At 42.4% G+C, this 13,827-nt stretch carries 10 protein-coding genes; 5 read left to right on the top strand and 5 right to left on the bottom strand.

The features are described 5' to 3' along the window. The first annotated feature begins 10 nt into the window (after positions 1 to 10). The 3 genes from IWX76_RS06530 (at position 11) to IWX76_RS06520 (ending at position 6,361) form a co-directional block, all read left to right on the top strand. Entirely contained in the window at positions 11 to 3,316 is a 3,306-nt protein-coding gene (locus tag IWX76_RS06530; RefSeq protein ID WP_196859111.1) for a SusC/RagA family TonB-linked outer membrane protein, read from the top strand. Positions 3,317 to 3,325: 9 nt separating this feature from the next. Then, entirely contained in the window at positions 3,326 to 5,311 is a 1,986-nt protein-coding gene (locus IWX76_RS06525; protein ID WP_196859110.1) for a RagB/SusD family nutrient uptake outer membrane protein, read from the top strand. Between the two features lie 102 nt (positions 5,312 to 5,413). Beyond that, positions 5,414 to 6,361 carry a formylglycine-generating enzyme family protein gene (locus IWX76_RS06520; protein ID WP_196859109.1) on the top strand — a complete coding sequence of 316 codons (948 nt, stop codon included), beginning with the start codon at positions 5,414 to 5,416 and terminating at the stop codon, positions 6,359 to 6,361. A gap of 249 nt (positions 6,362 to 6,610) precedes the next feature. Here the strand turns inward: IWX76_RS06520 and IWX76_RS06515 are convergent, their stop codons facing one another. Continuing rightward, positions 6,611 to 8,191, bottom strand: coding sequence for a peptide chain release factor 3 (locus IWX76_RS06515; RefSeq protein WP_196859108.1), 1,581 nt, complete (start codon positions 8,189 to 8,191; stop codon positions 6,611 to 6,613). A gap of 102 nt (positions 8,192 to 8,293) precedes the next feature. Beyond that, on the bottom strand, positions 8,294 to 9,835 hold the full coding sequence (locus IWX76_RS06510; protein WP_196859107.1) for a DUF6600 domain-containing protein: 1,542 nt from the start codon (positions 9,833 to 9,835) through the stop codon (positions 8,294 to 8,296). 383 nt (positions 9,836 to 10,218) lie between these two features. Here IWX76_RS06510 and IWX76_RS06505 point away from each other — a divergent pair, with 383 nt between their 5' ends. Next, on the top strand, positions 10,219 to 10,932 hold the full coding sequence (locus IWX76_RS06505; protein ID WP_196859106.1) for an SAM-dependent methyltransferase: 714 nt from the start codon (positions 10,219 to 10,221) through the stop codon (positions 10,930 to 10,932). A gap of 1 nt (position 10,933) precedes the next feature. On the opposite strand, the gene nadD is transcribed toward IWX76_RS06505, so the two are convergent. Genes nadD through IWX76_RS06490 form a run of 3 tightly spaced genes read right to left on the bottom strand, consistent with a single transcriptional unit; the run spans position 10,934 to position 12,980 of the window. Further along, positions 10,934 to 11,509: a nicotinate (nicotinamide) nucleotide adenylyltransferase gene (nadD, locus tag IWX76_RS06500; protein WP_196859105.1), complete on the bottom strand. Its 576-nt coding sequence runs from the start codon at positions 11,507 to 11,509 to the stop codon at positions 10,934 to 10,936. A gap of 18 nt (positions 11,510 to 11,527) precedes the next feature. Continuing rightward, positions 11,528 to 12,100, bottom strand: a complete 573-nt coding sequence (gene gmk, locus IWX76_RS06495; RefSeq protein WP_196860011.1) for a guanylate kinase — start codon at positions 12,098 to 12,100, stop codon at positions 11,528 to 11,530. A gap of 16 nt (positions 12,101 to 12,116) precedes the next feature. Then, positions 12,117 to 12,980, bottom strand: coding sequence for a YicC/YloC family endoribonuclease (locus tag IWX76_RS06490; RefSeq protein ID WP_196860010.1), 864 nt, complete (start codon positions 12,978 to 12,980; stop codon positions 12,117 to 12,119). A 135-nt stretch (positions 12,981 to 13,115) separates the two neighbouring features. Between IWX76_RS06490 and IWX76_RS06485 the strand changes: the two genes are divergently transcribed. Then, entirely contained in the window at positions 13,116 to 13,823 is a 708-nt protein-coding gene (locus IWX76_RS06485; RefSeq protein WP_196859104.1) for a hypothetical protein, read from the top strand. The last annotated feature ends 4 nt before the right edge of the window (positions 13,824 to 13,827 follow it).

The following is a 13,827-nucleotide window of genomic DNA, read 5'->3' as shown; positions in this document are numbered from 1 at the left end:
ATCAAAACGTATGAATAAAAACTACTACACAAACTCACCTATTTCTTCATCCAGGTGGAGGAAAACACGTTTAACCATTAAAGTCAGCACACTCCTGATGGCATCAGCCATTATGCCGATAAGTGCTGCAACGTACAGTGAGCATCCGGGTTTAACCTTTATAGAAGGTAAACATACGGCAATGAATGGCTTTACATCATCACAACTAGTAGCCATGACGGTTACGGGAAAAGTGTTAGATGAAAACGGACAGGGGATACCCGGCGCAACTGTTAAAGTTAAAAACACAAGTACCGGTAGTATTACAGATGCAAACGGGCGCTTTACGCTCAGGGATGTTGCCGAAGATGCTACGCTTGTGGTTTCTTATCTGAGTTATGACACCCGGGAGGTTAAAGTGACCAAAGGGGAAATGTCCATTGCATTGACACCTCAAGCCAACACCCTGAATGACGTGGTTGTGGTAGGTTATGGATCACAAAAAAAGGTTAACCTTACCGGGGCCGTATCTACAATAGATGCCAAAGCGCTGGAGTCGAGACCTGTGCAAAATGTAGGACAGGCTTTGCAGGGTTTAATCCCTGGTTTAAACTTCCAGACTGGTGGCCTGGGTGGAGAGCTTAATCAAAATTTAAACTTTAACATTCGTGGTGCCGGTACCATTGGTGCAGGTTCGTCTTCCGCTCCTTTGGTGCTGATTGATGGCATGGAAGGGGATATGAATACCATTAACCCGCAGGATATTGAGACCGTTACCGTGCTGAAAGATGCGGCAGCTTCCTCTATCTATGGTTCACGTGCGCCTTTTGGTGTGGTGCTAATTACCACCAAAAAAGGAAAAGCAGGTACTTCCAGTGTGAATTACAGCAATAACTTCCGCTGGACAAAACCAATGGGACTGCCGACCATGATGGATTCGCATACTTTTGCTAACTATTGGAACGAAGCTGCTGCCAATGGCGGGCAGTCGGCTATCTTTTCTGATGTGGTGATGGACAGGATTGTTAAATACCAAAATGGTGAAATTGACTACTCCACAGTGGCTGATGCCAATGGCGATAAATGGCAGTATTATACAGGATCAAATGCCAATACCGATTGGTTTAAAGAGCAATATAGGGATTATTCATTTTCTCAGGATCACTCTATCAACATCAATGGGGGATCAGAGAAAACACAATATTTTGTATCCGGCGGTTTCCTTGATCAGGGAGGTATTACCACTTACTCCGGCGACGCTTTCAAACGTTACTCTTTGTCCGGTAAAATCAATACGACCCTTAGTAAGTTTGCTAAATTTAACTATACCAGCAGATTCTTGCGTGAGGATTACACCAGGGCCTCTCACCAGAATAACCTATTTTACCACAATATTGCAAGGCGTTGGCCTACAGTGCCTGTAAAAGATCCGAATGGTTATTATAGTGATCCTGCGGAGATTTCGCAAATGGTTGACGGCGGACGTGTGATCCAACAGCGTGACATTCTTTTTCAACAAGGTCAATTGGTGGTAACACCTGCAAAAGGCTGGAATATTGTAGCGGATGGAAATGTAAGAATTACCAATAGAAATAATCATGAGGATATTTTGCCCGCCTATGCTTATAATGTAGCAGGAAACCGCTTTCCTATTCCGGTAGGTGCTTATGCTGCCGATTATAGCTATGTATATGAATTTAATGATAAGGCTAATTATTTTACTACTAATGTTTATACTGACTATGAGTTTAAAATAAATGATGCCCATTATTTTAAAGTGCTTGCTGGTTTCAATTCAGAATTAAACAAGGTGCGTAACCTGGCTGCTTCCCGCAGTGGCTTAATTACACCAGAGTTGCCAACCATCAATACCGCTACCAATGAGAGCAGGGCAATAGAAGGTGGTTACCAGAATTGGGCAACAACAGGATTTTTTAGTCGCTTGAATTACAATTACAAAGAGCGTTACTTATTAGAAATTAATGCCCGTTATGATGGTTCATCAAGGTTTTTAAGAGATCAACGGTGGAATCTTTTCCCTTCATTTTCTGCCGGCTGGAATGTGGCACAGGAAGAATTCTGGGGGATCAAAGATGTTATTCAGACCTTTAAAATCAGAGGTTCTTATGGTGAATTGGGTAATCAAAACACCAATTTATGGTATCCGTTCTATACCACCATGCCGGTTGGTGTAAACAATGGATCCTGGTTACTGAATGGTCAAAAACCAAACACTTCTACTGCTCCAGGCATCGTAAGTACCTTGTTAACCTGGGAGCGTATTGCCAGCTGGAACCTTGGTTTTGATTTAGCGGCCTTAAAAAACCGCCTGAATATAAGTTTCGATTATTATAAACGCAATACTTTTGATATGGTTGGCCCTGCGCCAGAATTGCCGGTTATATTAGGTACCGCTGTACCACAGGTTAATAATGCTGACATGGAGTCGTACGGTTTTGAAATGGAAGCAAAATGGCAGGACCGTATTGGCGACTTTGGCTATTCTGTACGTGCCGTATTATCTGATGACCAGCAACGTGTAACTAATTATCCAAATCCTACAGGAAACGTTGACACCTGGTACAATAATAAAATGAGTAACGAAATCTGGGGATATACCACCGTGGGCATTGCTAAAACACAAGCGGAGATGGATGCGCATTTGGCGACAACCAACCAAAATGCCATGGGCGGAAATTGGACCGCAGGTGATATCATGTATAAGGATATTAACGGCGATGGAAAAGTTGATGGCGGTGCTGGCGTGTTAGGAAATACCGGCGACCGGTCTATTATTGGTAATGCATCTTTACGTTACCGTTATAGCCTTGATCTGGGTATGGATTATAAAGGTTTTGACTTACGTGCATTTTTTCAAGGTGTTGGCAAAAGAGATTACATGCCTAATGGTGCTTATTTCTGGGGTGCAAGTGGCGGTATGTGGCAATCAGCTGGTTTTACCGAACACATGGACTATTTCCGAGATGAATCATCGGTTATGGTGGCTAGTGGTTTAGCGGGTGCAAACCAGGATGCCTATTTTGCCAAACCATATTTTAATACCACAAAAAATCAGGCTACCCAAAGCCGGTACATCCAAAATGGAGCTTACCTCAGGTTGAAAAACTTGCAGTTAGGTTATTCCTTACCGCAAAACCTGATGTCTAGACTAGGTATTGGACGTGCTAGATTCTACTTATCTGGCGACAATCTATTTACGGTTACTAAAATGACTAAAATATTTGATCCTGAAACTGTAGGACTTGCAGGCTATAATGATGGTAAAACTTATCCTTTAGCACAGATTTACTCCCTTGGTCTAAACCTAACTTTCTAATTTAAAGTCATGAAAAAAATTAATAAATATATATACCTACTTCTTGCATGTGTTGGCGCAACTACAATCGTCAGCTGCAACAAACAACTGGATATGGAGCCGCTATCTGCGGTTACCCCAGAAAAATTCTTATTTACTGAAGCAGATCTTGCAGCATATACCATCCAACAATATAGTTTTCCTACACACGATGGCTGGAATCCAGGGACATTTAGTGCCGACAACCATACCGATAACCAGGCCACCACGGGTATATCTAACATTTGGGTGCCGGGAGAATGGCGTGTGCCTCAAGCAGGCGGAAACTGGGACTTTACCCATATCCGCAATGCGAACTATTTTATCGAAACCGTTGTGCCACGCTGGAAAGAAAATAAGCTTACTGGTACAGCTGCAAATATTGCACATTATATTGGCGAAGGATATTTCCTGCGCGCCTATACTTATTTTAATAAAGTTCAGAATTTTGGAGATTTTCCAATTGTTAAAAATACATTACCAGACAAAATGGACGAGTTGGTGCTCGCATCTCAGCGGCGCCCGCGTAATGAAGTTGCCCGTTTTATCTTGTCAGATTTAGATTCGGCAATTACTTTATTGAAAGCGGTTTCTCCTAATGGGACAAACAGAATCTCCAAAAATGCGGCCCTTTTATTTAAATCACGCGTGGCATTGCATGAAGCCAGCTGGTTAACTTACCATAAAAATACGTCTCAGGTTCCTGGTGGACCAGGCTGGCCCGGAACAGGCAAGGTTGCTGGTTTTAATATGAATATCGACACAGAAATCGACTTCTTCTTAACTCAGGCGATGGATGCTGCTGCTCAGGTGGCTGATGCCGTTCCATTGGTGGCAAACACTAAGGACAATGGGTACAACTCTTCGGCAAATCCTTATGCCGCTATGTTTGCTGATGTAGATATGAGTAAATATGGGGAAGTATTGTTATGGCGCAGGTACGATCCTTCGCAAGGCATTTTTCATAATGTGAATCATTACATCAACACCAGTGGGGGTAATACAGGCTATACAAGAGGGTTAGTAGATAATTTCTTAATGAGCAACGGCTTGCCTATTTATGCAAATGGCTCTGGATACGCAGGAGATGATTCTTTGCAACTTGTAAAAGTAAATCGCGACAATCGCTTACAGCTGTTTATGAAAACACCAGGCAATTTAAGGCTTACAGATAAAGTTAATCCTGACGGATCACCGCTGCTTACAGGAAGGCCAGATATTGTTGGGCTTGCAGAAACGCGTGATGTTACAGGTTATCCTGTTAAGAAGGGTTTTTCTTACCTGGCATCTAATACAGAGGGTAGCATGGGCAATACCGGAAGCATTGTATTCCGCGCAGTAGAAGCCTACCTGAATTATATGGAAGCTTCTTATATGAAGGAAGGTACACTTAATGGAAAAGCAACTCAGTATTGGCAGGCCATCCGTAACCGTGCAGGCGTAAACCCTGATTTTAGAAGTACCGTTGATGCTACTGTGATGTCAGAGGAGGCAAAGAATGATTTTGCAGCTTATTCAAAAGGTAATCTGCTGTCAGATAAAACCTTATATAATATTAGAAGGGAACGTCGTTCTGAATTAATAGCGGAGGGTTTCCGCATGTACGACCTAAAAAGATGGAGAGCATTAGATCAATTAAAGACAAAGCCATATATTATTGAAGGTTTTAAAGTTTGGGGGCCTATGGAAAGTTGGTATAAAAACGTTGCAGGTGCAAGTGTGCTTATAGAATCAGGTACACCAGGTAAAACGCCAAACGTTTCTAAAAAATCAGAAAGTTCATACCTACGACCATACCGAATCAATAATACACCTAGTAATTTTGTTTATAATGGTTACAGATGGACAGAAGCCCATTACTTGGAACCCATTGCGATTAAACATTTGATTATTACCTCAACTGCTGGAGACATTAACAGCGCAGCCATTTATCAGAATCCAGGCTGGCCTACAGTGGCAAATTTGGGCGCTCAATAAAACATAACTAAATTGCTAACAAGTCGCTTAATAGGCGACTTGTTAGTTTTTATACATTTCACTAAGTTGCAAGTGGTAGAATGATAAAATCACCGTATATCTATGAGTAAAACTTTCAATAGCGCATGTGTAGCCACCTTTTTCTATGTACTCGCCTTAACAGGCTGCACGCCACAGGAAGAGCTGGTTGATTTTAGTAAAGGGAGCACCTGTGGTCATATGCCGACGGTACGTTTTGCCGCACAACAATTCTCGGAAGCTATTCCGCGTGGCCTGGCAGATACTACCGGTATGGCCTGGATACCAGCGCCCGGTAAAGGTTTTTGGATGGACAAAACTGAAGTGAGTAATGCGCAATTTCAGCAATTTGTGGAGGCCACAGGTTATGTAACCACTGCAGAGAAAATACCAGATTGGGAAATTATGAAACAGCAGTTACCTGTCGGTACTCCTAAACCGCACGACAGTGTTTTTGTTGCCGCATCGCTGGTTTTCACACCTACTGCTCAAGCTGTGCCGCTGGATGACCCATCCCTGTGGTGGACATGGAAAAAAGGCGCTAACTGGAAACACCCGCAAGGCCCGGGCAGCAACCTTAGCGACAAAGAAAACCACCCCGTTATCCACGTATCCTGGGACGATGCAAATGCTTATGCCATCTGGGCAGGAAAGCGGCTGCCTACGGAAGCGGAATGGGAATATGCTGCAAGGGGCGGCAAAAAGGATGCACTTTATCCCTGGGGCAACGAGCCTGTAGAAACCGGACGGCCAAAAGCAAATACCTGGCAGGGTAGCTTTCCGAATCAAAATACAAAGTGGGATAAATCAATAGGGTCAGCTGCGGTCATGTCCTATGCGCCGAATGGTTATGGTCTGTATGATATGGCAGGAAACGTGTGGGAGTGGTGCGGCAGATCAACATCTGTACTCAGAGGAGGCTCCTTCCTGTGTAATTCGTCGTATTGCGAAGGTTACCGTGTCACCTCAAGAATGGAGACATCTCCGGATTCCGGACTGGAACATACGGGTTTCCGCTGCGTGTTGGACTAGAAAAGAACTTTGTTTAAGAACTCACAATGGTGCTCATGAGGTTTTTGGCAACAACCTATCCGCGTGCTGTATGATTTACTATTGACTCCATTATTCTGGGTGTTTTTCCCAGCGAATATAGAGCAGAGCCGGAGCCAGGTATGTCGCATATCAGGTTTAACCAATAACCACACTATAACCAGACCATAAGCACACTGCAGTCTGTAAAATAAACAGGGGCAATTAATCATCTTAATTGCCCCCTGTTTTTTATTTAAACTCAGATGTTTTATGGAATTCAATATCCGGATAATCGCGCATGGTCATGTTGATCATGAAGTCGTTATCAGCTAAAAATACGTTGTTGCCATCTTTATCCTGGCCAATATGTTGTTGTTTACGTTTTAAAAACTCCTCGAGTTTGGTCTTGTCTTTAGATGTCACCCAGTTTGAACGGCCGTAAGTCAAGGTTCTGAAGCTGGCTTTTGCACCATATTCATGTTCCAAACGGAATGCAATCACCTCAAACTGTAATTCACCTACCGCACCAACAATTTTACGGTTACCAGGCTGTTGTGTAAACAACTGTGCAACGCCTTCTTCGGTAAGCTGCTGTATGCCTTTTTCCAGCTGTTTTGTCTTTAAAGGATCTCTGTTCTCTACTTCCTTAAATATCTCAGGAGAGAAGCTCGGAATGCCTTTAAATTTCAACTGTTCCCCTTCTGTAAGGGTATCGCCGATTTTAAAGTTACCACTGTCGTATAAACCAACCACATCACCTGGCCAGGCTTCCTCAACAATGCTTTTTTCATTGGCCATGAAATCCATTGGGTTAGAAAACTTCAGTTTCTTGCCCTGACGGGTATGGAAATAGAATTTATTACGTTCAAATTTGCCAGAGCATACCCTTAAAAAGGCAATGCGGTCGCGGTGTTTAGGGTCTAAGTTGGCATGGATCTTAAATACAAAACCAGTAAAATGTTTCTCACCCACCATCACTTCCCGCTGTTCCGCTTCGCGGCTTCTCGGGCTTGGAGCAATTTTAATAAAAGTATCTAATAATTCTTTAATACCGAAGTTGTTAATGGCACTACCAAAAAACACGGGCGCTAGTAAACCTTCGGTGTACATGCTTGGATCAAGATCGCCATACACGCCGTTAACAAGTTCCAGATCGCTTTTTAAGCCATCCAGTTCCTGTGGTTTTAAGAATTTCTCCAGGTTTTTATCTTCCAGGTCGCTTACCTCAATGACATTGGTGGCAATTTTGGTTTTATCCGGTTCAAAAAGATTAAGGTGACTGTTATAGATGCTGTAAACCCCTTTAAAAGTATGTCCCTGTCCAATTGGCCAGGATAGGGGGCACAAGCTGATGTTTAATTTAGTTTCTATTTCATCAAGCAGGTCAAACGCATCCTTACCTTCCCGGTCCATTTTATTGATAAAGATGATTACCGGGGTGTTACGCATCCGGCAAACAGCCATCAGCTTTTCGGTTTGTTCCTCTACACCTTTCACACAGTCGACCACTAAAATAACACTATCCACAGCAGATAAAGTTCTGTAGGTGTCTTCAGCAAAATCCTTGTGACCAGGTGTATCTAAAATGTTAATGCGTTTACCGCTGTATTCAAAGCCCATTACAGAGGTAGCAACAGAAATACCACGTTGCTTTTCAATCTCCATAAAATCTGAAGTATTGCTTTGGTTGGCTTTATTCCGTTTTACCGCACCTGCGGTATTAATGGCCCCACCAAAAAGTAAGAACTTTTCGGTTAATGTGGTTTTACCAGCATCGGGGTGACTTATAATGGCAAATGTTTTTCGTTTTTCTATTTCCGGGTGAATCATAAAGAGTTAAGCATGTATGCTTGAATGAGGCTGCAAAGATAAATATAATATATAAAAGAAAAACCGGCCATTTACGGCCGGTTTCCCTGTTTTTAATTTTTACTATCCTCGGTTGCTTCTTGAAGAGCGGCTTCCGCCACTTGCTTCTCCACCGCCGCGGCTTTCATTATTTTGTTGCTGAACTTGCGGACGTGGAGCACTTTGTTGTTGCTGACGACTGCGTTCTTGTTGTTGCTGCTGTTGCTGTTGCTGTTGTTGTTGCTGAGCTTGCTGCTGGCGACCGCGTTCCTGTGCCTGCTGTTGTTGCTGAGCTTGTTGTTGACGACTACGTTCTTGCGCTTGTTGCTGTTGTTGAGCTTGCTGCTGACGGCCGCGTTCCTGTGCTTGCTGCTGTTGTTGAACTTCCTGCTGGCGACTCCGTTCCTGTGCTTGTTGTTGCGCTTGAACTTGCTGCTGACGACCACGTTCTTGTGCTTGCTGCTCGGCTTGAACTTGTTGCTGACGACCACGTTCTTGTTGTTGCGCCTGCGACTGCTGTACTCTTTGAGAACGTTCTGTCTGCGCTTGTGTAGTTGCTTGCTGCTGGCGCTGGCGTTCCTGTTGCTGAACCTGCGATTGCTCTACACGTTGTGTACGTTGCGTTCTAGTGGGCACATTACCTTGCTGATCAGTAGTTCTTTGCTGTCCCTGTGGCGTTTGCTGACGGGTACGCTCTGTACGTTGTGCAGCAGAGGTTTCTGTACGGGTGGCGCCACGCTCTACTGATGTACGGTTGGCACGGCTCTCTGTATTGTTACGTGCCTCGGCACTTCCACCACGACTCACTGGAGTTCTGTTTTTGCTATAAGTGCTCTCAGGAACCACAGTTCTTGGTGCAGGGGTACGACCGCTGTTATTGTCGGTATTCCTGTTAGAACGTGGGTTATAGATATTAACCGTATTGTTCGATATGGTAGACCTTCCAGCACGGTTGCTGCGGTTCACATTGTAAACAGGTACATCACGGTTTGTGGCACGTCTGATATCGTCACGTCGTGGACCAGTATAGTAAGTATGTCTGTTACGTTGACCCGTATAATTGATAATCGTAGTTTGCTGATAGATATTAACGTTTCCATAGCCACGGTATCTAGGGAACCTATCGTAATAGATATTACGTTGAGGAACAAATACCCACCATGAATGTGGAATGTCATAGTAACCACCACCGATGTTAACATTTATGTTTATGCCCGGGCCAAGTGGCGCCCAGCCATAATAGCCACCACCGCTTCTCCAGCTAACCCATGCAGGACCCCAAACGGTATCTGGAATCCACACCCATTCGTTATAGCGGTTGTTTACCCATCTTCCGTAATGGAAAGGTGCCCATCCCCAGTCATAATCTGATACCCAGGTATTGCCATATTCGGTCATTACCCAGCGGCCATCGGTATAGTAAGGCCTGAAATCACGTTGGTCTACATCCGGGCGCCATACGTAACCGTATTCCCGGTCTTGTATCCAAGTTCCGTAAGGAGATAGTTCATCGTAGAATGTTTGCAGTGATACATCGTAATCCTGCGCAGTAGCTTTTTGTGTGGTTCCGGCTAGCAGGAGTATAAGTCCTAAAACGAGTACCGGTAGTTTGAACAAGTTTTTCATTGTGTGTGTGTTTAAGTTAACCTACGTTCACTATACCAATTGGAGTTCCAAAAAAGGAAATGGTTTAATTGTGTGTGAAATGTTACATTAGTGAACGCCGGGATTGCCTAACTATATTTGCTTTGTTGACCAAAATACAGTTATATGTTCTTTTGAAAGAAGTTACAATTTACAAAAATTTGAATAAAAAACCAAATGCCTTTCTCTTTCCCCATAATTATTCATTTCTTTTGTAGCATAGGACATGATATCGATCAAATTTATGATCGTGTTGTGACTAATTAAAAATCTTTTCCAATGAAACTACGATAAGCTTTACGCATATAAAGCACGGAAAACGTGCGGATTATCGTTTCATGAGCTATAAAAAACAATAAATAATAATGAAAAAAGGCACCTTATACTTAGTCCCTGTTCCTTTAGCAGAAAATGCAACTGCCAAAACTTTTACGCCTTACCTGGTGGATACGATCAATGAAATAGACACCTATATCGTAGAAAATGAAAAAACAGCGCGTAAGTTTTTAAAAGAAGCAGGATTAAAACGGCCACAAAGTGAATTAGTGATTCACGATTACGGAAAACATAAACGTGCAGCTTCTCTGGTTCCTTATTTTAAGGAGCTGATGACGGGCAAAGATGTAGGTTTGATGAGTGAAGCAGGATGCCCGGGTATAGCTGATCCTGGTGCTGATATCGTTGCTGAGGCACATCGCAGGGGCATTACCGTGGTGCCTTTGGTAGGGCCAAACTCCATATTGCTGGCTTTGATGGCCTCTGGTTTTAACGGACAGAGTTTTACTTTTCACGGTTACCTGCCTATAGATAAAGTGGAACGTGGAAAGCGCATTAAAGAGTTAGAACAAATTGCTGAAAAGCAAAAACAGACACAGCTTTTTATGGAAACACCATTTCGCAATAATTCACTTTTGGAAGATGTATTGAAAAGTGCAGCACCCCAAACGTTATTGTGTATTGCTTGTGACCTGACTGCAGAGACGGAATTTATTAAAACGATGTCTATTGGGCAATGGAGACAGGAGAAAATTGACCTGCATAAAAGACCTTGTATATTTCTGTTATACAGGTTGTTCTAAATTATAGACGGTACATGTTTTTGCCGTCCATGAAGGCAATGACCTGATCAGGCACTAAATACTGTACATTCTTTTTCTGCTGTATCGCTTTGCGAATAAAGGTAGAAGAGATATCCATTTGTGGCGTTTCTGTCATGATTACAGAGGGATGGTTTTTCCATTCCTCTACTTCAACACCTGGTCTGGGATAAACGTAAATTTCATAATTTTTAAGGATCACCTCATAGTTCTTCCATTTTTTGAAGGAACTCAGGTTATCAGCACCCATAATGATGGCGAATTCCCGTTCAGGGTATTTCTCGTGAAGGTGGGTGAGGGTATCGATGGTGTAAGAGGGCTGCGGCAAAGAAAATTCGATATTGCTCACTTTGAGGTTTACGGAGTTCTCTGTAGCCAGACGCGCCATTTCCAATCGATCGTACATGTTAGACAGGCCTTTTTTGTTTTTCAAAGGATTATGCGGCGATACCACCAACCAAACCTCATCGAGTGGGGTATAGTTAGCCATGTAATTGGCAATAACCAGGTGACCGAGGTGCACCGGATTAAATGATCCAAAAAAAAGGCCTGTCTTCATGTATGTGTATTAAAAGGATTAAGGTTTATTGATAAAATCGTTAATCAGTTGTTCCGCTTCTGCGCATGCAGTATCTAGATCATAGTTTTTAAGCACCACGTCGAATTTATCTGCATATTCCAGCTCTTTCTCCGCTTTCACAAAACGCTCTCTCAATTTAGATTCGCTGTCGGTACCGCGACCGGTTAAACGTTCTTTTAAAACTTCCAGTGAAGGGGGTTGTACAAAGATGGCCAGTGCATTTTCTTCATATTTCCGTTTTAAGCGCAGTCCGCCTTCCACATCGATATCAAAAATAACATGTTTGCCTTCATTCCAGATCCTTTGGATTTCTGAACGCAGGGTGCCATAAAAAGTACCATTGTATACCTCTTCAAATTCCACAAATTCCTGGTGGGCAACTTTATGCAGAAAAGCCTCCTTAGAAATGAAATAGTAGTCTTTCTCGTGCATCTCGTCGCCTCTCGACTCACGGGTGGTGGCCGAGATGGAGAAACTCAGGGATGGGAACTTTTTTAATAAGTGTTTTACGATGGTTGTTTTTCCAGCACCGGAGGGTGCTGAAAATATAATCAATTTACCTTGTGTCATTTGTGTATTCATGCTGCTACAATACGTTAAGCAGTTGTTCTTTAATCTTTTCCAATTCTTCCTTCATGCCAACAACCAGCTGCTGTATCTGTGCATCATTTGCTTTTGCACCCATGGTATTAATTTCTCTGCCAATCTCTTGCGAGATAAAGCCTAATTTTTTACCATTCGTATCTGACCCATTTAAGGTTTCTATAAAATAGTCGCAGTGACTTTTTAAGCGGATACGTTCTTCGGTGATGTCCAGTTTGTCGATGTAATAAATCAATTCCTGCTCCAGACGGTTCTGATCGATATTAATTTTTACCTGGCTTTCTTCCAGAAACTGGTTAAGTCGGGCTTTAACCTGAGGGATCCGCAATGGTGCTAATTCCTCTACTTTTTCAAAAAAGCTTAATATATTTTTGATGCGAAGCTCCAGGTCGGCCTTTAATACATTGCCTTCCATCATTCTGAACTGGTTAAAATTAGCCAGCGCTTTTAAGAAAGTATCGTGCAGGATGGTCCAGTCAGACTCTTTGCCGTCCTCTTCCGAATAGCTAATTACTTCAGGTAAAGCTAAAGCAGCCTGTAATAAATTAGTAGAATTGGCCCCTAAAGTTTCGTTAATCGCCGCTAATTGATTGTAGTATTTGGTAAGGAGTTCGGTATTGATTTGGGCACCTTTTAATTGCTCATCGGTACGTTCAACGTTGATCGAAACGTTAACCTTCCCTCTTTCAATGTCCTTACTGCAAAGGTTACGTAAAAATAATTCCTTCTCGTTGTAAGCTTTTGGAAGCTTTAAGCTAAGTTCTAAAAACTTACTGTTTAAAGATTTGATCTCTACAGAAAACTTAACGTTTTCATGATCGGTAGAGGCCAGGCCGTAACCTGTCATTGATTTTATCATGTGCAAAGATATAATTTATTGTTTAATCGTTGAAAGTATGCGTGTTATTCCTTTATTAGATTTAAGAGTTTTTAACATATTCCCTGAATAACATTGTCTATTTTTGTTGTTATATTTTTAAATATGAAGCTTAAACTCACCTATATCGCCCTTTTTTTAGTGTTTACCAGTACTGTTTTCCAAGCTACGGCTCAGGAAACGGGTATAATTAAAGGCGTAATCATGGAAAAAGGCACACAGAGCCGGGTTGCCGCAGCAGAAATTTATAACAAAAAAAATAAGGTAACGGTTCGAAGTAATGATTTTGGCTTATTCCAGATCAGCGCTTATCCGGGTGACACGCTGCTAGTCTATAAACAGAGCTATGCAGATGCACAGCTGGTGATTTCCTCTGTAAAAGACGTAGTTATTTATGTAGATAAGGGAACTACACTAGCCGAAGTAAATATTTACGGAAAGACTAAGAAGCAGGAAATGAATGAAGTGAAGAGAGATTTCAGGGATAAAGGTTCCTTTTATGCCGGGAAACCGCCTGTACTTTCATATATATTTACGCCGCTCACTGCCCTGTATGAATTATTTGGCCGTACGCCTAAAAACGCAAAAAGATTTAACCGCTATTACAACACCGAATTGCAACAGACGGAAATAGATGGTTATTTCAATGAGTCGCTGATTAAACAGCATACCGATTTAAGTGGTAAAGCTTTGGAAGACTTCATGCTAAATTACCGTCCGGATTATGAAACAGCAAAAAACTGGTCGGAATACGACGCGTTAAAATACATTAGGGAGGCTTATAAAAAATACAGCGATACCCTTAAAAAGTAAAGTA

The organism is Pedobacter sp. CAN_A7 (assembly GCF_015752175.1).
Lineage (GTDB): Bacteria > Bacteroidota > Bacteroidia > Sphingobacteriales > Sphingobacteriaceae > Pedobacter.
The sequence above is the reverse complement of the archived record's forward strand: the minus strand, read 5'-3'. Positions and strand labels throughout refer to the sequence as shown.

Bases quoted from the DNA above. Each gene is read 5' to 3' on its own strand.
- IWX76_RS06530 (WP_196859111.1), top strand. From the start codon at position 11: ATGAATAAAAACTACTACACAAACTCACCTATTTCTTCATCCAGGTGG.
- IWX76_RS06525 (WP_196859110.1), top strand. From the start codon at position 3,326: ATGAAAAAAATTAATAAATATATATACCTACTTCTTGCATGTGTTGGC.
- IWX76_RS06520 (WP_196859109.1), top strand. From the start codon at position 5,414: ATGAGTAAAACTTTCAATAGCGCATGTGTAGCCACCTTTTTCTATGTA.
- IWX76_RS06515 (WP_196859108.1), bottom strand. From the start codon at position 8,191: ATGATTCACCCGGAAATAGAAAAACGAAAAACATTTGCCATTATAAGT.
- IWX76_RS06510 (WP_196859107.1), bottom strand. From the start codon at position 9,835: ATGAAAAACTTGTTCAAACTACCGGTACTCGTTTTAGGACTTATACTC.
- IWX76_RS06505 (WP_196859106.1), top strand. From the start codon at position 10,219: ATGAAAAAAGGCACCTTATACTTAGTCCCTGTTCCTTTAGCAGAAAAT.
- nadD (WP_196859105.1), bottom strand. From the start codon at position 11,509: ATGAAGACAGGCCTTTTTTTTGGATCATTTAATCCGGTGCACCTCGGT.
- gmk (WP_196860011.1), bottom strand. From the start codon at position 12,100: ATGACACAAGGTAAATTGATTATATTTTCAGCACCCTCCGGTGCTGGA.
- IWX76_RS06490 (WP_196860010.1), bottom strand. From the start codon at position 12,980: ATGACAGGTTACGGCCTGGCCTCTACCGATCATGAAAACGTTAAGTTT.
- IWX76_RS06485 (WP_196859104.1), top strand. From the start codon at position 13,116: ATGAAGCTTAAACTCACCTATATCGCCCTTTTTTTAGTGTTTACCAGT.